Consider the following 20,131-nt stretch of genomic DNA (forward strand, 5'->3'; position numbering starts at 1 on the left):
ATTATAGCGTAATTGTCGTGGAGAAAAAAAACCGGGTTTCTGTGGTGGAGAAAAGAAACCGGGTTTCTGTGGTGGAGAAAAGAAACCGGGTTTCTGTGGTGCTAATGTAGGGGCGAATGGCCATTCGCCCCTACGGTTGTTTTCACAAAAGAAACCCGGTTTCTGAACCTCACAGTTAACTCCAAGAAACCTCAAGAAACCGGGTTTCTGTGGTGCTAATGTAGGGGCGAATGGCCATTCGCCCCTACGGTTGTTTTCACAAAAGAAACCCGGTTTCTGAGCCGACTGTACCCAAAAAAGAAACCGGGTTTCTGTCGTGGAGAAAAGAAACCAGGTTTCTGTGGTGCTAATGTAGGGGCGAATGGCCATTCGCCCCTACGGTTGTTGCCAAAAAGAAACCCGGTTTCTGGGCTGCCAAAAATAAACCCGGTTTCTGGGCTTCTCAACCTAGGGACGCAATAGAATTAGAATATTTAATCAAAGGTTTAAGGTGCGTTGAGGTGAGGGTTAAGTCATGCTAGTTGATATTTTAATGTTATTTGCTGGCCCTGTAGCGAAGCAAGCAGTCGGCGATATTCGCCAGTGGGCACAGAAGAAAGCCGAGGAACAAAAGGACCACATTGAACAAGCCCTGCTAAAGGCCCACCACCGGGCTTTAGAAAAAATTTGCGGCTATTGTCAGGGTACACCAGAGTGGGAAGGGACTCAGCCGCAAATTCTTGCACGGATAAATCAGCTAAAGCAAGATGGTGAAGTGATACTAGGCATGGTGGAGGCGGGGCAGTCTCCGGGAGTTGAGGGCGGTTTGGGGCAACCTCAACAGCAGGAAATTGCCAAACAATTGACGCAGCGCCTAGAACAAGAACATCAATGGTTGCGAGAAGCCCCTCCGGTATTAGTGCGGGCATTTCAAGGTTTATATTTACCAATGCTAGTGCATTATTTCCGCTTAGAAATTAAATATAATGACGTGGTTTTTCGTACCTTAGCCCACGATTTGCTCACCGAAATTGGCGGGAAAGTCGGCAATATCGATCGGGAACACCAGCAAATTCGGGTGAGAATTGATGAGGGTGTGGATACATTTATCGCCTCTTGTCAGGGGTTAGATGAACGGTTTAATCAAGTGCTGAAAACCTTAAAAGGGACGAGTCCCGTTCCGGCGGATTTTTCGGCTTTTATTCAGGAAAAAACCCAGGAATTTTTTGGCCGAGAATTTGTGTTTGAGGAAATTCAGAAATTTTGCCATAAACAAGCCAAGGGTTATTTTATCATAGAAGCTGAACCCGGAGTAGGTAAGAGTGCGTTGTTAGCCCAATATGTGCAGCAAACCGGATGTTTGGCTTATTTTAATATCCTCTCAGAAAACCGCACCAGCACCGATGATTTTATTAAAAGTATTTGCGCTCAACTGATTTCTCGCTATGGGTTAGCTTATGACTTGCCCCTGCATCCGGATAATACCCGCAATGGCAATTTTTTGAGTAAGTTATTAACGGAAGCGGCGGCAAAAACTGACCGTTTAGTGATTGCGGTGGATGCCTTGGATGAGGTGGATCTAAACACCCAAAGTCCGGGGGTAAATGTGCTTTATCTCCCGGCAACTTTACCCAATGGGGTCTATTTTATCCTGACCAAACGCCCGAAGCCTTTGCCTTTTGTGGTATCGGCACCGCAGCAGGAGTTTGATATGATGTCCCCTGAATATTATCAGGCGAATTTAGCGGATATTCAAGGGTTTATTCGGTATCGCTGCCAACGAGAACCGATCCAACGCTGGCTAACTGCCCAAGGGGTGACAGAGGCGAAATTTACGGAAGTATTGGCAGAGAATAGCGAGAATAATTTTATGTATTTAAAGTATGTTCTCGATGATATTGAAAAGTGGGATATTGAGAAGGGAAAATATGCGGATTTGAACTTGGCAAATTTGCCCAAGGGTTTGGAACAATATTATGAGCAACATTGGCAACGTATGGGAATGATGACTAAGCCGTTACCTCGGACTAAGTTAAAAATTATCTATTTATTGTCCAAAACTCGTAAGCCTGTGTCCTGCGATTTGTTGGCGTATTTTGCTGAGGAAGACCCGTTAACGGTGCAGGATGTTTTGGATGAATGGGAGCAATTTTTACGCCATCGGTCTGTGGAGAATGAGGAGGTTTATAGTATTTACCACAAGAGTTTTCAGGACTTTTTATTCAATAAGAGAACGGTACAAAAGGCGGGGATATCTTTGCGGGATATTGAACAGGCGATCGCAGATAACTTGTGGGAAGATTTATATGGAAAAGATGAGAATAATTAGTAGGTTGGGTTGACGCAGGAAACCCAACAAAAATCAAACCACAGCCAGGTTACAGCGGTTTTCTATTAAATCTACCACAAACACCTGTAGGGGCGAAGCATTCCGGCAAATAAATCATTGCTGAAAATATTAATCTGAATACCGGAATGCTTCGCCCGATAGTGGTTTAGAAAAGATGAGAATAATTAGTAGGTTGGGTTGAGGAACGAAACCCAACAAAAATTAAACCAAAGCCAGGTTACAGCGGTTTTCTATTAAATCTACCACAAACACCTGTAGGGGCGAAGCATTCCGGCAAATAAATCATTGCTGAAAATATTAATCTGAATACCGGAATGCTTCGCCCGATCGTGGTTCAGGAAGAAAGAAAATTGCTGTAGAGTCCGAGTGCGTTGGGTTTCGCTTCGCTCTACCCAACCTACGAAAAACTGATAATTTTTGGCAGGGTTTGTATGGAGAATGATGAGGAGAATAATTAGCTAAATAACACAGGGCGACGAGTCTCATAAACCATTTTTAGACAATCCTCCAAATCATCACCAGACCAAGTTCCAGCGTGTCTGAGAAAAGACCGACCGGAAGCCGGACGAAAAGGGGCAGGATTGTCTGGAGATGGCGACTGGGTTGGATTAGAGAGAACTGTCACCCGCACTTGGCATCCCGCTAAGGCATCGGCATGGCTGACAATTTCTTCCCAAGTTCCCTCGATTTCTAGTGGTTTTGTTGTCATAGAATATCCTATTTAATATTGCCCTTGAATTGATTATAGCGGTTTTCTTTCTTACTAAACCGCGATCGGGCGAAGCATTCCGGTAGTAGGGGCGAATGGCCATTCGCCCCTACAATATTCTAAGCAATAGGTTATCTGCCGGAATGCTTCGCCCCTACAGGTGTTTGTGGTTTATTTAATAGTTTCTCGTAGGTTGGGTAGAGCGAAGCGAAACCCAACGCACTGAACCACGATCGGGCGAAGCATTCCGGTATTCAGGTTAATCTTTTAAGCAATAGGTTATCTGCCGGAATGCTTCGCCCCTACAAATCCGCCGTGGTTTTCATTGTGGTTTATTTAATAGAAAATCGCTGTATAGTAGGGAGCAAGAACGCCCTATTCCGCTTTAACCTGTAGCCATGACCGACTTCAGCCAAAAACTCAATAAACTATCCCCAGAAAAGCGGCGCTATGCCCTGGATACCCTGCCCGGTCATCTCGTCAGCACCGCCAAAACTGCACGGCTGTACCAATTGCTCACGGATTTTGACTTTATCCAGGCAAAACTGGCGGAGTGCGGGGTGCAAGCCTTAATTGAAGATTACAATTTGGCGATGAGTGCCGATGTTTTACTGAACCCGGAACAGACGGAAACCCTGCAATTAATCGCGGGGACGTTGCGGCTATCGACTCATATTTTAGAACCGGATAAGACCCAACTAGCGGGGCAATTTCTGGGGCGGTTGTTGTCTTTTGAGAATCCAGAGATTGTCGCTTTACTAGAACAAGCTAAACAATGGCGCGAAAACACCTGGTTTCGTCCCCTCACTGCCAACCTCACCCCTCCCGGCGGGCCACTGATTCGCACCTTTGCTGGGCATAGAAGCCGGGTAAATGCAGTAGCCATGACCCTGGACGGCCTTCAAGCGGTTTCCGCATCCGATGATGAAACCCTGAAACTGTGGGATTTGGCTACGGGGAAGAAACTGGCCACTTTCACGGGGCATAGTAACGCGGTAAATGCAGTAGCCATTACCCCGGACGGGAAACGAGCGGTTTCCGCATCCGAGGATGACACCCTGAAACTGTGGGATTTGGCTACGGGGACGGAACTGGCCACCTTCACGGGGCATAGTAACGCGGTACAAGCAGTAGCCATTACCCCAGACGGGAAACAAGCGGTTTCCGCATCCTGGGATGAAACCCTGAAACTGTGGGATTTGGCTACGGGGTCGGAACTGGCCACCTTCACGGGGCATAGTGACGGGGTAACAGCAGTAGCCATCACCCCAGACGGCCTTCAAGCGGTTTCCGCGTCCTATGATGACACCCTGAAACTGTGGGATTTGGCTACGGGGTCGGAACTGGCCACCTTCAGGGGGCATAGTGACGGGGTAGAAGCAGTAGCCATCACCCCGGACGGCCTTCAAGCGGTTTCCGCATCCTCGGATAACACCCTGAAACTGTGGGATTTGGCTACCGGGTCGGAACTGGCCACTTTCACGGGGCATAGTAGCAGGGTGACAGCAGTAGCCATCACCCCGGACGGCCTTCAAGCGGTTTCCGCATCCTTTGAAACCCTGAAACTGTGGGATTTGGCTACGGGGTCGGAACTGGCCACCTTCAGGGGGCATAGTGACGGGGTAGAAGCAGTAGCCATCACCCCGGACGGCCTTCAAGCGGTTTCCGCATCCTTTGAAACCCTGAAACTGTGGGATTTGGCTACGGGGTCGGAACTGGCCACCTTCAGGGGGCATAGTGGCGGGGTAGAAGCAGTAGCCATCACCCCGGACGGCCTTCAAGCGGTTTCCGCATCCTTTGAAACCCTGAAACTGTGGGATTTGGCTACGGGGTCGGAACTGGCCACCTTCAGGGGGCATAGTCGCGGGGTAGAAGCAGTAGCCATCACCCCGGACGGCCTTCAAGCGGTTTCCGCATCCTCGGATAACACCCTGAAACTGTGGGATTTGGCTACGGGGTCGCAACTGACCACCTTCAGGGGGCATAGTCGCGGGGTAAATGCAGTAGCGATCGCCCCGGACGGGAAACGAGCGGTTTCCCCATCCGGGGATCACACCCTGAAACTGTGGGATTTGGCTACGGGGTCGGAACTGGCCACCTTCACCGGGCATAGTGGCTCGGTATATGCAGTAGCCATTACCCCGGACGGCCTTCAAGCGGTTTCCGCATCCTGGGATGAAACCCTGAAACTGTGGGATTTGGCTACGGGGTCGGAACTGGCCACTTTCACGGGGCATAGGTACTCGGTAGAAGCAGTAGCCATCACCCCGGACGGGAAAAAAGCGGTTTCCGCATCCTATGACACCCTAAAACTGTGGGATTTGGCTACGGGGTCGGAACTGGCCACCTTCACGGGGCATAGTGGCTTGGTAAATGCAGTAGCCATCACCCCGGAGGGGAAACAAGCGGTTTCCGCATCCTGGGATGAAACCCTGAAACTGTGGGATTTGGCTACGGGGGAAGAGTTAGCCACCTTTACCGGAGAGGCTAGGATGCGTTCCTGTGCCGTTGCTGCTGATGGGGTAGTGGTGGCGGGGGATGAGTCAGGGGTGGTGCATTTTCTGCGGTTGGAGGGGGTGGATTTTCTGCGGTTGGAGAGAAATGCCCCCTTAACCTTGCCTTCTGAAAGTCCCTTGAGTTTACTGTCTGAGGGCTTATCTCTGGTACAGCAGGGACGAGAGGAGGAGGCGATGTCCTGCTGGGAGAAAGCGGTCAAACTGCGACCCGATGCTGCCCCGATGATTTGGGGAAATGGGGAAAAAGCTCTCTCTAAACAAGGTGAAGCGCTGTGGGAAGCAAAAAACTATGAAGGGGCGGTGCGTTGTTTTCAAGGGGCGGTAAAAGTGCAACCGGGTAACGCTGAATATTGGCATTGTTTGGCAGCGTCACAATACAATTCTGGGGATGCAGAAGCGGCACTGTCTAGTTATGAAACTGCCTTAAAGTTACAACCTGACGACGCTAATATTTGGGATAATCGCGGTTATGCTTTGTTTAGTTTAGGTCGCTATGAGGAGGCAATGGCGAGTCACCAAAAAGCCTTAGAGTTAGACTCTAATTATGCCAATGCTTACTATAATATTGCTTGTCTTTATGGGGTGCAAGGGGATGTAGATTTAGCGGTTGAAAACTTACAACGGGCGATTTCGTTAGATTCAGAATGTCGCGAGGTGGCGAAAACTGAAAATCACTTCGATAGGATTCGCGGGGATAGTCGATTTCGGGCGTTGTTAGGGGAGTGAGAAACCGGGTTTTTGTCGTGGAGAAAAGAAACCGGGTTTCTGTGGTGGTAATTACGGTTAACGGTTGTTGCCAAAAAGAAACCCGGTTTCTGAACCCCCAAAAAGAAACCCGGTTTCTGAACATTGTGATATTATAACTACAATCCATCAATAAAAATATCCTGATAATGACCGATTTTATTTACCCGTTTCCGCCCTTATTTCCCGGTATTCTGATTAAACGCTATAAACGTTTTTTGGCTGATATTGAGTTGACAACCGGCGAAAAAATTACCGCCCATTGTGCCAACCCTGGGAAAATGTTGGGATTATCAGAACCTGGGTTTCGGGTGATGGTTTCCCGCAGTGATAATCCTAAGAGAAAGTTAGCTTATAGTTTGGAGTTGGTGGAGGCAAAAAATCAGTACCAAGCTACCTGGGTGGGGGTGAATACCAGTTTACCCAATCAGGTGATTAAACTAGCATTAGAAAACCGCATTTTTCCCCAGTTAGGAGATTATAAAACCGTGAAGCCAGAGGTACGTTATGGTCAGGATAATAAGAGTCGCGTAGATTTTTTGTTGACCGGAAATTCAGGAAACAGCCCCATTTATGTAGAGGTAAAAAATGTGACTTGGGCTGATGGGAATATTGCCCGTTTTCCTGATGCGGTGACGACCCGGGGACAGAAACATTTACAGGAGTTAATGGGAATTGTCGCTGCCGGGGGACGGGCGGTGACTTTATATTTTATTAACCGCAATGATTGCACTCATTTTGCTCCTGGGGATAGCATCGATCCGGTTTATGGTGCTAAGTTACGAGAGGCGATCGCCTGTGGAATGGAAATATTACCCTGTCGGTTTGAACCTAGTCCCCAAGGAGTAAAATTTTTGGGATTTGCTGAATTATGCGTCAATGATTAATCAATCATTAATTACCAAAAAAACAGGGTGGAAAATGCCCACCCGAATTATGTTAATTACGGTTTAATCAACCTTGCTAAATCGCCGGTAATTGAAGATTAAAAATGCCATTAGCCTCGCGTTGGATCGCGCCATTGTTAATAGCTTGATACAAGTTATGCAGGGCTTTTAAATCTGAAGGCTGGTAGACTTTCCAAGCTAAGACTTGGCGAATAAGTGCTTCGGACTCCACACTCATAACCCCAGTCATAAATGCTGACTGGACTAATTTATGAATCATCATACAAACACGCACCCTGGGAAATCAATTTCTTCCTATATAACATAATTTTGCTCTTGAGTGGTTGAGTTATATCAGCTAACTTGGTGATTTTTAGCACTTTGATCGGTGATATCGATCGCAAAATCTGGACGAGAAACCAGGAGTTATAGAAGAAACGGGGTTTTTTTTCACGATTAGGAGTGGATTTTGTAAACTGGAGCAACTAAATTTTAGTTTATGATTAGTTTGTGATTCAATTTATCATCTCATCCTATGGTAGCTATAGAATATCGTCAGCGTCGCGAGCAATTGATGGAAAAAATCGGTCAAGGAACTGCTATATTTCATAGTGCGCCCCTGGCGGTGATGCACAATGATGTGGAATATACTTTTCGGCAGGATAGCAGTTTTTTCTATTTGACCGGGTTTGATGAACCCGACGCGGTAATTGTGCTGGCGCCACACCATAAAGAGCACCGTTTCGTGTTGTTTGTCCAACCAAAAGACCCGGATAAAGAAGTCTGGACGGGATATCGCGCTGGGGTGGAAGGGGCTAAAGAACGTTATGGGGCTGATGAAGCTTATCCCATTACGGAATTAAATGAAAAGTTGCCCCAATATTTGCTGGAAGCCGATCGCATTTATTATCATTTTGGGCGCGATCGCAACTTTAATGAAACCATTGTCAAAATTTGGCAACGGTTAATGACCACTTATCCCAAGCGGGGCACAGGCCCGATCGCCATTCAAGACTCTGGCACAATTCTTAACCCCATGCGCCAAATTAAAAGTATGGCGGAATTAGAATTAATGCGAAAAGCGGCGGCTATTTCCGTAGAGGCCCATAACCATGCCCGCGAATTTGCTAAACCGGGACGCTATGAATATGAAATTCAAGCGGAAATGGACTATATTTTTCGCAAACATGGCGGCAATGGCCCTGCTTATCCTTCGATTATTGCCTCTGGGCCAAATAGCTGTGTTTTGCACTATGTGGAAAACAATCGCCAACTCCAAGACGGGGATTTATTGTTAATTGATGCGGGCTGTGCATACAATTATTACAATGCGGATATTACCCGCACTTTTCCGGTAAATGGCCAATTTACTCCCGAACAAAAAATCCTCTATGACATTGTTTTAGAGGCTCAAGAAAAGGCGATCGCACAAGTAAAACCGGGCAATCCTTACAATCAAGTCCATGAAACAGCGGTCAGAGTTTTAGTAGAAGGATTGCTAGATTTAGGACTCTTAATGGGGGACATAGAAGAAATTATTAAAGAGGAAAAATATAAACCATTTTATATGCATCGGACTGGTCATTGGTTAGGTCTAGATGTGCATGATGTAGGGGTTTATCAATATGGCGAAAATCCCTATCCTTTACAACCAGGAAATGTGCTGACGGTAGAACCAGGAATTTATATCGGGCCGACCACAAAACCCGTGGAAGGGCAACCAGAAATCCCTGACCGTTGGCGAGGGATTGGTATTCGGATTGAGGATGATGTTTTAGTCACTGCGGAAGGCCATGATATTTTAACTTCTGGGGTGCCTAAATAAACCCAAAAAACGGGTAAAAACCGGGTTTATTTTTTTAAAACGTAGGGGCGAATGGCCATTCGCCCCTACATATTCACCACAGAAACCCGGTTTCTTTTCTGGATAGCAGTGGGGTTTCAGAAACCGGGTTTCTTTTTGGCAATATAGGGGCGAATGGCCATTCGCCCCTATATATTCACCACAGAAACCCGGTTTCTTTTCTGGATAGCAGAAACCCGTTTTATTTTATTGAGTTTAACAAAAATTCATACAATTTGGGCCCTACGTCCTTTTCGCCCAAATAAACCTTGGAATTGTATAGTTTTAAAATTGGTAAAATAGTCGGTTTTAACCGACTGTAGGGGTCAACGGCCGTTGACCCCTACAGGCGGGGATTTTAATCCCCGCCGGATTTTAATCCCCGCCGAATTTTAATCCCCGCAATCGTCGGTTAATTGCGGGGGTACATAAACCGCCTGGGGTTAAAACCCCCGGCTAATAGCGGAAGTCGGTTAAAACCGACTCTGGATTATTTTCAAATTGGTAATACCATTTACAAAAATTCATACAATTTGGCTGCTACGTTTTTTTCGCCCAAATAAACCTTGGAATTGTATAGGTTTTAAAATTGATATAAATCGGCATCAAGAATATTGAGCAAATCTTTTTCAAAACTTTTTTAAACCTCAATTTTCATGGTTTGTTATGGAGTCTTTTAAAAATAGCATCGCGGCTGACTGTCTCACTATTTTCGCCTTCTTTAATCGCATTTTTCATCGCAATATCTTCTAGGGCTTCCGCTAAAATTTCCGAAAACTCTTCTTGTTGTTCTTGGAGTAACTCAACGATTGCCGCTTTGAGTAATTCTTTCAGTTTAGTTTCGTCTAGGGTGATTTCAGTCATAGTGTTTTTTGTAATTTGTCAACTAAATTATAACTCACCAGAATAAACCCGATTCGTCAGAAACCGGGTTTCTTATTGAAAGGATCCAGAAAACGGGTTTATTTTTGGCAAAATAGGGGCGAATGGCCATTCGCCCCTACATTAGCACCACAGAAACCCGGTTTCTTTTCTTTCTGCTTTTATGTCAAAATTATCGCAGAAACCCGGTTTCTTTTTCCTGTGAAAATTATCGCTTATGAAAATCCTGTTAATTGAAGATGATGTGCGGATTTCAGGGCCGATCGCCGAAGCTTTAAGCGATCGCCGCTATGTAGTAGAAATTGCCAGCGATGGTGAATTGGGGTTGACTTTTGCGGAAACCAATGCTTTTGACTTAATTATTCTGGATCTCATGTTGCCCAAACTCGATGGAATTTCCTTATGTCGGCAGCTAAGAAACGCCGGAAATAAAACCCCGATTTTGATGCTAACAGCCAGAGATACTAGCAGCGATAAAGTGTTAGGATTAGATGTGGGGGCTGATGACTATGTGGTCAAGCCATTTGATTTGCCAGAATTGTTAGCGAGAATTCGGGCGCTTTTGCGGCGAGAAACGGTGAAATTTTCCCCGATTTTGGAGTGGGGAAAATTAAGGCTAAATCCCAATGAATGTCAGGTAATCTACGAAGATAAACCATTAACTTTAACACCGAAAGAATATGCTTTGTTAGAGTTATTTTTAAGAAATGGCAGTCGCGTTCTCAGCCGTAGTGTAATTTTAGAACGAGTCTGGGCTTTTGAAGATATGCCCGGAGAAGAAACCGTTAAAGTGCATTTACGCAGTTTGCGCCAAAAGCTGAAGGCGGCTGGGGCTCCGGCAAATTTTATTGAAAACGTTTATGGTTTGGGATATCGACTCAATGTTAATCTCTAAGCAAATCTCCAAGCAAATATCTAAGCAAATATCTAAGCAAATCTCTAAGGGGCAGTTTAGCAAATTACAAACTCGGCTGCTGCTGTCGTATTTGTTGGTAATTGCCACGATTTTAGGGGCATTTTCTACGGCGGTTTATGCTCTGGTTGCCCGCGATCGCCATCAACAATTAAATGCATCTTTGCGTCAGATTGCGGCTGCATCTGCCAGCACCTTAGAAATTATTGAACATGAATATGAAGAACTAACCACAGAAGAAGAATATAAAGGATATATTCCCAGAGATGCTAATGGCAATTTTCTGCCCATTAGCTTATCTCAACTGATGGATAAATATCAAGCCAAGTCCATTCCCGATTTTGTGACTAATCCCCTAATATCGACCGAGCAAGGGGTCGAATGGTTCGATCGCAAACAAGAGTTAATGGTGCGGGAAGGGAACTTTTTTCCCAAAAATTATTTGCCGAAAATTGTATCCCCAAAAGGACAAATTGTTCAACAGGGAAATATTCGTAGTTTCATTTTGCCGGTTTATGCGGCGGCCAAATCAGAGCAATCAAAACCAGAGCAATTATTAGGCTATGTGCGAGCCACCAAATCAATGGATTTGTTAAACGCTGAGTTGCGTCGGTTTCAGCAAGGGTTAATGGCTGGAGTTGCGATTGTTTCTGGACTGGTGACAGTGGGCGGCTTTTGGCTCGTGAGCGAGTCACTCAAGCCAATTTTGCAAAGTTTTGAGCAACTGAAACAATTTACCTCGGATGCTTCCCATGAATTGCGAAGCCCATTGACGGCAATTCGGGCATCGATCGCGGTGATGCAAAGTCACCCAGAACGAGTTCATCCTGCTGACGTGGACAAGCTGAAGGCGATCGCCTCTGCGTCAGCCCAAATGAGCCAACTGGTTGACGATTTGCTATTGTTAACTCGCATGGATCGCCAAGCCCCCGATCGCGCGGCATGGCGACAAATTGCCCTCGATGAAATATTAGAAGACTTGGTAGATTTGTACAGCGATCGGGCAGAGGAGGCAAACCTCAAACTGCAATCTCAACTTATCCCTAACCTGGAGGTTTATGCAGATGCCTTTCAACTATGTCGCTTATTTACTAATTTATTAGCCAATGCCCTGCAATATACCCCATCTGGGGGCACCGTCACCGTCTCATCGCAGCGCAGCCGCACTCATGCCCTAGTTCGCATTGAAGACACCGGCATTGGTATTGCCTCCGACCAATTGCCCCATATATTCGATCGCTTTTGGCGGGCTGACCAAGCCAGAAGCCAACATCAAGGAGGATCGGGCTTGGGACTGGCGATCGCCAAAACCATCGCCCAGACTCATGGCGGCGACATCACCGTACACAGCCAACTCGGTCAAGGAAGTTGCTTTCAGGTGAAAATACCGCTCCCGTAACCAAAGCGATCGGGCCGAAACCGGGTTTCTTAATTACAGCGAACACCTCTGTAGGGGCAAAGCATACTCTTCGAGAAGGCTTCGCCTACGGGCAGTTAATTTTCGGTTTTCACCGTTAACATAATTACCCGAATGCTTTGCCCGAACCCAAGATCGGTTTTCCGCTGTAGGGGCAAAGCATACTCTTCGAGAAGGCTTCGCCTACGGGCAGTTAATTCTGGGTTTTCACCGTTAACATAATTACCCGAATGCTTTGCCCGAACCCAAGATCGATTTTCCGCCAAAGTTATCGCCGAAACCCGGTTTCTTTCTTTCCCAGATTTTTACTATTTGTTTCCTACAATTACCTTATGATCACTTCTGACCAGCAATAATCACGTTCACAAATTGGCTATGAAATCTAAAGCAGTTGCACTATTTCTCAGTCTTGGCCTAGCGACAACCGTGGCGGCCTGTTCCAGTCAGCCCGGTGGTCAGACAGAAGGACAACCAACTCCCCCAGCTTCTACCACTCAAGATGGTGGAGAAGAAGGAGGTGCTCCCACTGCCCCAGCCCCGACCACTCCCACTCCAGGTACAACCGGAGGAACCACTCAAACTGCGCCTAATTCTACCAGTCCTCAAGGAGGTGGCGAAAATGGCGAAGATGGTCAAGACGATCAAGACGATCAAGACGATCAAGATGGTGAAGATGACCAAGATGGTGAAGGTGGAGAATCTTAGTCCATTGCCACTTTTGTTTTGTTTCGTGGCAACGATTTAACCATCTTAACCATCATTTGATAACAACAATTTGATTTGCTTTTGATTTGCTTGGGGATTTTCCTAGTCTTGAATCCGATATAGCACTTGGTAGAGTTATGAAGTACAAAAAAAGTCATTCCCGCGCAGGCGGGAATCCAGAAAACCTCTGTACTTCATCGGGATCATAAACGCTATATCTTGGCTAGGGTATCCCTCCCTATATTTTCAAATCATTAATCCAGATGAAATCATCAATCTTTTTTAGCTAAATTTGGCATTAATCCCATGATTTTATGTATCGATCGCGTTCTCACCCCAGAACAGATAGAAGAAATTCATCGCATTCTCAAAGATGCTGAGTTTGTCGATGGTAAACTCACCGCTGGGAAGTATGCGAAAACCGTTAAAGATAACTATCAATTGAAAGGAGATACGGATGCCGCCAAAAATTTGAGGGAAATTGTGCATAATGCGATCGCCCAAAATCCCCTATTTAAAGCCGCCGTTCGTCCCAAAACAATTCGGCCAATTTTGTTTAGTCGTTATGAACCGGGAATGTCTTATGGTTGGCATACGGATAATGCAATTATGGGGGATGGAAAATTAGCGCGATCGGATGTATCCCTGACTTTATTTCTCAGCGATCCAGATACTTATCAAGGAGGTGAATTAGTCATCGATACCAGTCTCGGTGAACAATCTTTTAAACTGCCCGCTGGGTCAATGATTGTTTATCCTTCTACATTTCTCCATCAAGTTACTGAAGTAACCCAGGGAATTCGTTTCGCTGCGGTGACTTGGGTTCAAAGCTTAGTTCGTGATGTTCAGCAACGAGAAATTCTCTTTGAACTGGATACGGTGAGAAAGTCAATATTTGAGCAATATGGCAAAACCGTAGAATTTGATTTACTCTGCAAAACCCACGCTAATTTACTCCGGCAATGGGTGGAAATTTAAGCAAAATTATCCAAAAATAACTATCTTTTAGGACGATGCATCTAAAAATATTCAGTTTTTTCGGTTCAGGGATATTTCATGGGGTTCAGGGGATTTATCAATGCCTAAAATTGCCAAATTTAGCCAAATTATCCAAATTATCCAAAAAATTCATCTCCCGGCAAAGTACAGCGATCGCTTATCTGCTTTTATGGGGGAATTTCTAGGCAACAGCGGACATTTTTTGGTCTTGAAAAATTTGTCAGATATTGCTATTTACGGGTTACAGGATTTCCTCCATGACCCAACGGATTATCTGCTGATTGTGGCAATGCTGATTCAAACTGCCTACTTATCCAGGCCGAATGCTTTCCCGCTATTGGGTAATTTAGTCGGAGTCAGTATCTACACATTAGTTGATTTGCCCATCGATGGCAGTCAATTTTTTCAAGAATCATCCCATGTAGCATTTTGGGTGTTTTCTTTCGTAATTGCTGTACTCCAATTTGCCCGCGATCGCTGGAAAAATGCCCTAGAACGCTGGATTATTCCCTTAGAAAGTGTAGTGCGGATGCTGATGGTTTTAGCATTTTATTTAGTGGTCAGATCGGGAGAAAATGCAGCGGAATTGATCACCATAGAAATGCTCGGTCAGCTTACTGATAGGAATACCCATGTATTTCTGTCTAGCAGTCTAGTATTAGTTGGGCTACTACTAGGATTTCAGCGATTGCAAATTGTTATGCAGCAGCAACAACTAAAAAAAACATCGGAATTACTGCGAAATTTAGCTGAGTGGGGCATGGGAACTCATGTAGTAGAAACATTGGTCAAAAATCCCCAGGGATTAAAATTTCAAAGGTGCGATCGCACAATATTATTCATGGACATTCGTGGCTTCACCACATGGTGCGAACAAAGCCAACCAGATATTGTGGCCAATATTCTCAACAATTATTATCAAAAAACTGAATTAGCCGCTTATAATTTTCACCCTTTACGCCTTACATTTACCGCTGATGAAGTTATGGCCATTTATGCAACCCCAGAACAAGCGATCGCCGCCGCCAAAGCCATGCAAAAAGCCGCCAAAGAAGCACTCTCATCCTATCAGCTTGGGGCGGGTTGTGCGGTTCACTGTGGGGAAGTAGTTGAGGGATTATTTGGCGGAGAAGATGTCCGTACTTATACAGTAATTGGTGATGTAGTCAATACCGCCAAGCGTTTAGAAGGTGCCACCTTAGCCGGAGAAATTACCATATCAGATATCGTTTATCAAAGATTAAACCAACAGCTTGAAGTTAAGCATTGCCGAACCCATAAATTAAAAGGAAAAAACACCGCCATGAAAAGTTGGGTATTGGTTGAATAAATTAAATTTATTCCTAAAAATAATTGGCATATTCCAATCTGGTAATTATGCCGGTATGTAGGGGCGAAACATTCCGGCAGATATTTCTCGGTTAAAACATAAATTTAATCCCGGAATGCTTCGCCCCTACCGCTTATATTCTATTGTCGTTTTTTTCCAGGGGTTTTCTAGTTACTAAACCAAAGGGCGAAGCATGACCGGATGAAATTTCTGCTTTTAACCAATAATTTATCGGCGGTCATGCTTCGCCCCTACTGCTATTCGATTGTTCTTTTAGTAAAAATTAGGTACTTATGATGATTAACTTCCGCAAACTTCACCGAAAATCTGCTCCCATTGTCTTTATTCCCTTATTTCTTTCTGCATTAACCGGCGTCGCTTACCGACTGGGCAGAAATTGGTTTGGTATTTCTGGAGAAATCGCTGGATTTTTGCTCAATCTTCACGAAGGGAGATTTCTTGGCCAACCCCTAGTTCCGGTTTATGTATTATTAGTTGGGCTGGGATTATTGGGCATGATTTTCACAGGTTTTACCATGATCAAATGGCAGCGTAAAGCCTCAAAATTTCAGCCAAAAAAAGACTGGAGATGGGTTCATCGCGTGCTCTCTTTGATCGCATTTTTGCCCCTATTTCTTAGCGCCATCACCGGCGTTGGTTATCGTCTAGGGAGGGCTTGGTTTGGTCTATCTCGCGAGCAAGCTTCTATCCTGTTAGAAATTCATCAAGGCTCATATTTGGGTAATACTTTCAAGTCTTTTTATGTGTTGCTGGTTGGCGCAAGTTTGCTGGCTTTATTAATCACCGGCATTCAAATGACAGGGATTTTCCGCAAACTTCAAGCTTAAGCTAGAAACCGGAACCCAGAAACCGGGTTTCTTGTGGGAAATCCACCGTTAACTCTGATATTCACAACAGAAACCCGGTTTCTTTTTTAGCTTGTTTATTGGCGCCAGAAACCGGGTTTCTTATTGTAGATACACCGTTAACTCTAATATTCACAACATAAACCCGGTTTTTTTATGATTTACTACTTGTTTATTTTCCCTTTTTATGCTATAAAAATAATCATGGTGATGGAGCTCGCCAAAACCGCAGTAAGTTTGCCAAAAATTTGACAATATTCTGAATATTTTACCATTTTTTAACCATCTGTTTTTTATATTATAAAGTAAGTAGTCAAGGAGCCTTCTGTCTCATGTTAAAAATTAATAAAAGTTATGTGGTTGATCAAAATAAACAGGCGATCGCCGTGCAAATTCCCATTGCTGAATTTGAACGCATCGAGCAATTGATTTCTAAATTCGGTTTAGACCAAATCCTCGAATCAGACGCGGAAGATGCTTGGTTAAATCAAGATTTATCTCGGCTAAGTGAATACGATGCTTACGAATGGCAAGCGGGAGAATTAGGATCGGGTAAGCCGGTGAATTATGTGGAGGGTGTTGGTTTAGTTATAGGAGAAGAATGACCATTTTATCTTTGCAAATTGGGGATATTGTTACGGCGCGATTTCCCCAACAAAATCCTCAAGCCCATGAACAAGAAGGACAACGACCGGCAATTGTAGTGGGGTTGCCCAATCGAGTCGGGAATCCGCGTTTTCCATTAGTCATTTTGGTGCCAATCACCAGCGATCGAGGGCAAGCATGGGCGAATGATTCCCCTGATTTATATCCTAAATTTCCCGCCGGAACTGCTGGATTGCGTCAGCCCTCTATTGCATTATTAGATCAGATCAGAGTTTTAGATTTCACCAGAATTACAGAGTATTGGGGAAGACTAACTCCCGAAGAATACGATCCCATTTTAAGGGGACTTAAAAGAATGATTGATCCTTAAGCGATCGCCATCACTGGACTCAGAAACAGGGTTTCTTGTTAGAAATCCACCGTTAACTCTGATATTCACAACAGAAACCCGGTTTCTTTTTTAGCTTGTTTATTTGCGCCAGAAACCGGGTTTCTTATGGTACATCCACCGTTAACTCTAATATTCACAACAGAAACCCGGTTTCTTTATGATTTACTACTTGTTTATTTTCCCTTTTTATGCTATAAAAATAATGATGGCGATGGGGCTCGCCAAAACCGCCGTAAGTTTGCCAAGAATTTGCCAAGAATTTGACCAGACCAAGGCTGATGGCTCCTACTATTCCGACTTGTTGCGGAAGAGTAGGGGCTTTGGGTTCTGATTACTCTTTCTGCCACAAGTCACGTTTTTCCACAACTTTAAATTTCCACACATTCAAATTAACGTGACGATATGTTAGAAAGCATTATCTGGATTTTATTGATGGGTTGTTTCGTGGGGCAGATTGCTCGACGGCTAAGAGCACCGGCATTGGTGGGCATGACCCTGGTCGGTATTCTCCTCGGCCCCCAAATGGGCAATGTGATTAGTGGGGAAGTGCTGGGGGCAGCGGACTCCCTGCGGACGATCGCCGTGATGGTGATTTTGATGAAAGCAGGGTTGGGTCTAGACCGGGAAAAGCTGTCTCAACAAGGGACTGTGGCGTTAAGACTAGGGTTCTTACCGGCAGCTTGTGAAGCGATCGCCGTTGCGGTGGCGGCGGTTTGGCTATTCAAATTTGACTTAGCTACCGGATTGTTGCTGGGCTGCGTGATTAGTGCCGAGTCCCCAGCAGTGATTGTCCCCGGAATGTTGCGGTTAAAAAGCCTGGGATGGGGGGTGAAAAAAGGAATTCCCGATGCGATTTTAACCGGAAGTGCCTTATCGGATGTATTGCTGCTTTTGGTGTTTAGCTTGCTGCTGGCGTTTCTGTCTCAAAATACCGCCACCAGCTTGACTTTGCCCGGTGGAATTACCCTCAGTCCCTTGCAATTATTGCCGTTTCAAATCATTGCCCAAATTGGTTTAGGGGTATTGTTAGGTTGGTTGATGGCGCGAATTTTGGTGTTTCTGCTGTCGCAACAAAAATGGATGCAAAATAAGGTTTTGGATGCTCTGGTTGCCGCCAGTTTTGCCCTATTTTTGGTGGTATTAAGCGAAGATTTTCCTGTATTTTCCGGCTATTTAGCGGTGATGGTGACGGGATTTTTTCTAATAGAAATGGATACCCCCTTAGCCCGACGGTTGCGAGTCGGTTTTGATAGCTTATGGGTGGTGGCGGAAATTGTCCTTTTTGTGTTGCTGGGGGCTAGTATTCAACTGAATGTTTTGGGCGATCGCTTGCTGGTGGGACTGCTGGTGTTGGCGATCGGCACTTTGGTGGGGCGATCGCTGGGTTGGTATCTGTCCACTTTGGGGAGTAACTGGAGTTGGAAAGAACGGCTGTTTTTGCTGCCGGGAAATTCCGCCAAAGCCACGGTACAAGCGGCGATTGGGGCTATTCCCCTAGCCCAAGGAATTCAAGGAGGAGACACGATTTTAGCGATCGCCGCTTTGTCGATTTTAGTCACCGCACCCTTGGGGGCTTGGGCAATTCCCACTTTTGCTCCCAAACTGTTAGAAAAGGGTGAAGTTGACCCCACTAAAGTCGCAGTTTCCCGTCACATTATTTTATTAGCTGCGGTAGATACTTCGGCAATTGCCACGGAGACTTTAACCAAAGCGGCAGAATTAGCCCGTCGCAGTGATGGGGAAGTGGTGGTGCTCCATGTGCGCGTAGGAGAAGATATCCAAGAAGTAGAAAAATTGCGGAATCGCAGCAAGCAACTCCTGGCAGATATTCCCCATCAATTTATTACTACTGATGGAGACGTACCCGCAGAAATTATTCGCATTGCTCAAGAATATAATGCAGCAGAAATTGTCATGGGTAAACGCGGCGATCGTGCCGATGATCATGTGTTAGTTGGGTCGGATTTGCAAGCGGTGTTAGCAACAAGTACATTGCCGATTATTGTAGTGGAAAATAAGTCAATTTAAACTCAACCCAGAAAGCCTCGAAAAACCGGGTTTATGAAACTACCCATAAACCCGGTTTTTTTTTACATATTTATCGTTTTTGATAGGCTAAATATACAGCTTCTAAGAATAACTCCGCTGTAACTCCTTTTGGCATTTTTTCTAAATTTAGGGCGGTTTGTACCCGTTGGGTTATCTGATAGCTGAGTTCAACTTTTGCCTCGGAAAAAAGACTGGAACGACGGCGTAAATACTCGCGAATCAGGGCAAAATCATCGGGGCTTAACCCAGAGATATCCGTAGCTTCTAAGAGGCGATCTGCCAGAGAATCAGCTTTTTCTGAAAAGGAAAATTCCGCCGAGGCTACTGCTTCTTCATCCTGTACTACCAAGGTTCCAGCTACCCAATCACCGATGCGTTTTTCTCGCTGGCCGAACATAATCATAAACATACCAATAAATAATAAATCATCCACGGGTCTTAGCAACGATCTTAAGGTTGCTTGTGGCAAGCCAACGGGTCTACCATCATCACGAATCACCCTAATTTTTGCCTGTCTTTTCCCTGGGGTTTGTCCCTGCCATAAGGTTTCAAAAAAAGCAAAATAACCCACATAGACAAAGAAAAAGATTAAGCCCAGAATGGCAAATCCCCAAAGCTCAAGGCGATCGCCGCCCAATAGGTCTTGTAAAAAATTGACTGATATGGCGAAAAAGATTAAGTATAATATGATTAAAATCACCAAACTCAGCAACCAATATAAATAGTCAAGGCATAAAGCATAAGTCCGACTGCCGATGCCGGCTAAGGTAAACTCAAGTTCTACACTTTCTGGGGTTTGAATTTTAACTCGATTGAAGATATTCATGGGATGATTTAATTGATTAATTTACAGCGCTTCGCGCCCTTGGAACGGGAAGGATCAATCAGGAACTTTTTTGTAGTACGGGCGTTTCGAGAAGGGCGAAGCATAAAGCCCTACGGGCA

At 45.1% G+C, this 20,131-nt stretch carries 18 protein-coding genes and 1 riboswitch; of the genes, 13 read left to right on the forward strand and 5 right to left on the reverse strand.

What is annotated here, in order from left to right:
- The first annotated feature begins 514 nt into the window (after positions 1 to 514).
- Positions 515 to 2,308: an ATP-binding protein gene (locus ABWT76_RS26450; RefSeq protein ID WP_190879395.1), complete on the forward strand. Its 1,794-nt coding sequence runs from the start codon at positions 515 to 517 to the stop codon at positions 2,306 to 2,308.
- 475 nt (positions 2,309 to 2,783) lie between these two features.
- Here ABWT76_RS26450 and ABWT76_RS26455 read toward each other — a convergent pair whose 3' ends face one another.
- The gene (locus ABWT76_RS26455; RefSeq protein ID WP_054467335.1) at positions 2,784 to 3,038 is read right to left on the reverse strand and encodes a hypothetical protein; all 255 of its coding nucleotides are present in this window, start codon (positions 3,036 to 3,038) and stop codon (positions 2,784 to 2,786) included.
- Between the two features lie 398 nt (positions 3,039 to 3,436).
- Between ABWT76_RS26455 and ABWT76_RS26460 the strand changes: the two genes are divergently transcribed.
- Positions 3,437 to 6,280, forward strand: coding sequence for a tetratricopeptide repeat protein (locus ABWT76_RS26460; protein ID WP_354635215.1), 2,844 nt, complete (start codon positions 3,437 to 3,439; stop codon positions 6,278 to 6,280).
- A 167-nt stretch (positions 6,281 to 6,447) separates the two neighbouring features.
- Entirely contained in the window at positions 6,448 to 7,185 is a 738-nt protein-coding gene (gene sfsA, locus ABWT76_RS26465) for a DNA/RNA nuclease SfsA (RefSeq protein ID WP_354635216.1), read from the forward strand.
- 76 nt (positions 7,186 to 7,261) lie between these two features.
- Here sfsA and ABWT76_RS26470 read toward each other — a convergent pair whose 3' ends face one another.
- Positions 7,262 to 7,468: a hypothetical protein gene (locus ABWT76_RS26470; RefSeq protein ID WP_313890646.1), complete on the reverse strand. Its 207-nt coding sequence runs from the start codon at positions 7,466 to 7,468 to the stop codon at positions 7,262 to 7,264.
- A gap of 252 nt (positions 7,469 to 7,720) precedes the next feature.
- Between ABWT76_RS26470 and ABWT76_RS26475 the strand changes: the two genes are divergently transcribed.
- Complete coding sequence (locus tag ABWT76_RS26475) at positions 7,721 to 9,010, forward strand: aminopeptidase P N-terminal domain-containing protein (protein ID WP_054467354.1); 1,290 nt, start codon at positions 7,721 to 7,723, stop codon at positions 9,008 to 9,010.
- Between the two features lie 672 nt (positions 9,011 to 9,682).
- Here the strand turns inward: ABWT76_RS26475 and ABWT76_RS26480 are convergent.
- On the reverse strand, positions 9,683 to 9,892 hold the full coding sequence (locus ABWT76_RS26480; protein ID WP_054467357.1) for a hypothetical protein: 210 nt from the start codon (positions 9,890 to 9,892) through the stop codon (positions 9,683 to 9,685).
- A 235-nt stretch (positions 9,893 to 10,127) separates the two neighbouring features.
- Between ABWT76_RS26480 and ABWT76_RS26485 the strand changes: the two genes are divergently transcribed.
- The gene (locus ABWT76_RS26485) at positions 10,128 to 10,805 is read left to right on the forward strand and encodes a response regulator transcription factor (RefSeq protein WP_054467359.1); all 678 of its coding nucleotides are present in this window, start codon (positions 10,128 to 10,130) and stop codon (positions 10,803 to 10,805) included.
- Complete coding sequence (locus ABWT76_RS26490) at positions 10,792 to 12,222, forward strand: cell wall metabolism sensor histidine kinase WalK (RefSeq protein WP_190879379.1); 1,431 nt, start codon at positions 10,792 to 10,794, stop codon at positions 12,220 to 12,222. Before ABWT76_RS26485 ends, ABWT76_RS26490 begins: the two co-directional genes overlap by 14 nt.
- Before the next feature lie 95 nt (positions 12,223 to 12,317).
- Here ABWT76_RS26490 and ABWT76_RS26495 read toward each other — a convergent pair whose 3' ends face one another.
- On the reverse strand, positions 12,318 to 12,506 hold the full coding sequence (locus ABWT76_RS26495) for a hypothetical protein (protein ID WP_054467361.1): 189 nt from the start codon (positions 12,504 to 12,506) through the stop codon (positions 12,318 to 12,320).
- A 109-nt stretch (positions 12,507 to 12,615) separates the two neighbouring features.
- Between ABWT76_RS26495 and ABWT76_RS26500 the strand changes: the two genes are divergently transcribed.
- From ABWT76_RS26500 to ABWT76_RS26530, 7 genes are all read left to right on the forward strand, one after another.
- Positions 12,616 to 12,945, forward strand: a complete 330-nt coding sequence (locus ABWT76_RS26500; protein ID WP_054467364.1) for a hypothetical protein — start codon at positions 12,616 to 12,618, stop codon at positions 12,943 to 12,945.
- Between the two features lie 306 nt (positions 12,946 to 13,251).
- On the forward strand, positions 13,252 to 13,923 hold the full coding sequence (locus ABWT76_RS26505) for a Fe2+-dependent dioxygenase (protein ID WP_354635217.1): 672 nt from the start codon (positions 13,252 to 13,254) through the stop codon (positions 13,921 to 13,923).
- A gap of 100 nt (positions 13,924 to 14,023) precedes the next feature.
- A complete protein-coding gene (locus tag ABWT76_RS26510) occupies positions 14,024 to 15,274 on the forward strand; it encodes an adenylate/guanylate cyclase domain-containing protein (RefSeq protein ID WP_354635218.1) in 1,251 nt (416 codons plus the stop codon).
- Between the two features lie 293 nt (positions 15,275 to 15,567).
- A complete protein-coding gene (locus tag ABWT76_RS26515) occupies positions 15,568 to 16,122 on the forward strand; it encodes a PepSY domain-containing protein (RefSeq protein ID WP_354635219.1) in 555 nt (184 codons plus the stop codon).
- 350 nt (positions 16,123 to 16,472) lie between these two features.
- Complete coding sequence (locus tag ABWT76_RS26520; protein ID WP_190879375.1) at positions 16,473 to 16,745, forward strand: hypothetical protein; 273 nt, start codon at positions 16,473 to 16,475, stop codon at positions 16,743 to 16,745.
- Positions 16,742 to 17,116, forward strand: a complete 375-nt coding sequence (locus ABWT76_RS26525) for a type II toxin-antitoxin system PemK/MazF family toxin (protein ID WP_072160806.1) — start codon at positions 16,742 to 16,744, stop codon at positions 17,114 to 17,116. The genes ABWT76_RS26520 and ABWT76_RS26525 overlap by 4 nt, the downstream gene beginning before the upstream one ends.
- Before the next feature lie 219 nt (positions 17,117 to 17,335).
- A riboswitch (Fluoride riboswitch) is annotated at positions 17,336 to 17,432 on the forward strand.
- 107 nt (positions 17,433 to 17,539) lie between these two features.
- Positions 17,540 to 19,165 (forward strand): sodium:proton antiporter, encoded by a 1,626-nt coding sequence (locus ABWT76_RS26530; protein WP_054467374.1) that lies wholly within the window; start codon positions 17,540 to 17,542, stop codon positions 19,163 to 19,165.
- Between the two features lie 70 nt (positions 19,166 to 19,235).
- On the opposite strand, the gene ABWT76_RS26535 is transcribed toward ABWT76_RS26530, so the two are convergent.
- The gene (locus ABWT76_RS26535) at positions 19,236 to 20,012 is read right to left on the reverse strand and encodes an RDD family protein (RefSeq protein WP_054467376.1); all 777 of its coding nucleotides are present in this window, start codon (positions 20,010 to 20,012) and stop codon (positions 19,236 to 19,238) included.
- Positions 20,013 to 20,131: the final 119 nt, after the last annotated feature.

The sequence above is a fragment of the Planktothricoides raciborskii GIHE-MW2 genome (assembly GCF_040564635.1).
GTDB classification, from domain to species: Bacteria; Cyanobacteriota; Cyanobacteriia; order Cyanobacteriales; family Laspinemataceae; genus Planktothricoides; species Planktothricoides raciborskii.

Coding starts and splice junctions, on each gene's coding strand:
- ABWT76_RS26475 (WP_054467354.1), top strand. CDS start 7,721: ATGGTAGCTATAGAATATCGTCAGCGTCGCGAGCAATTGATGGAAAAA.
- sfsA (WP_354635216.1), top strand. CDS start 6,448: ATGACCGATTTTATTTACCCGTTTCCGCCCTTATTTCCCGGTATTCTG.
- ABWT76_RS26490 (WP_190879379.1), top strand. CDS start 10,792: ATGTTAATCTCTAAGCAAATCTCCAAGCAAATATCTAAGCAAATATCT.
- ABWT76_RS26500 (WP_054467364.1), top strand. CDS start 12,616: ATGAAATCTAAAGCAGTTGCACTATTTCTCAGTCTTGGCCTAGCGACA.
- ABWT76_RS26535 (WP_054467376.1), bottom strand. CDS start 20,012: ATGAATATCTTCAATCGAGTTAAAATTCAAACCCCAGAAAGTGTAGAA.
- ABWT76_RS26485 (WP_054467359.1), top strand. CDS start 10,128: ATGAAAATCCTGTTAATTGAAGATGATGTGCGGATTTCAGGGCCGATC.
- ABWT76_RS26470 (WP_313890646.1), bottom strand. CDS start 7,468: ATGATGATTCATAAATTAGTCCAGTCAGCATTTATGACTGGGGTTATG.
- ABWT76_RS26510 (WP_354635218.1), top strand. CDS start 14,024: ATGCCTAAAATTGCCAAATTTAGCCAAATTATCCAAATTATCCAAAAA.
- ABWT76_RS26460 (WP_354635215.1), top strand. CDS start 3,437: ATGACCGACTTCAGCCAAAAACTCAATAAACTATCCCCAGAAAAGCGG.
- ABWT76_RS26480 (WP_054467357.1), bottom strand. CDS start 9,892: ATGACTGAAATCACCCTAGACGAAACTAAACTGAAAGAATTACTCAAA.
- ABWT76_RS26525 (WP_072160806.1), top strand. CDS start 16,742: ATGACCATTTTATCTTTGCAAATTGGGGATATTGTTACGGCGCGATTT.
- ABWT76_RS26450 (WP_190879395.1), top strand. CDS start 515: ATGCTAGTTGATATTTTAATGTTATTTGCTGGCCCTGTAGCGAAGCAA.
- ABWT76_RS26455 (WP_054467335.1), bottom strand. CDS start 3,038: ATGACAACAAAACCACTAGAAATCGAGGGAACTTGGGAAGAAATTGTC.
- ABWT76_RS26530 (WP_054467374.1), top strand. CDS start 17,540: ATGTTAGAAAGCATTATCTGGATTTTATTGATGGGTTGTTTCGTGGGG.
- ABWT76_RS26520 (WP_190879375.1), top strand. CDS start 16,473: ATGTTAAAAATTAATAAAAGTTATGTGGTTGATCAAAATAAACAGGCG.
- ABWT76_RS26505 (WP_354635217.1), top strand. CDS start 13,252: ATGATTTTATGTATCGATCGCGTTCTCACCCCAGAACAGATAGAAGAA.
- ABWT76_RS26515 (WP_354635219.1), top strand. CDS start 15,568: ATGATGATTAACTTCCGCAAACTTCACCGAAAATCTGCTCCCATTGTC.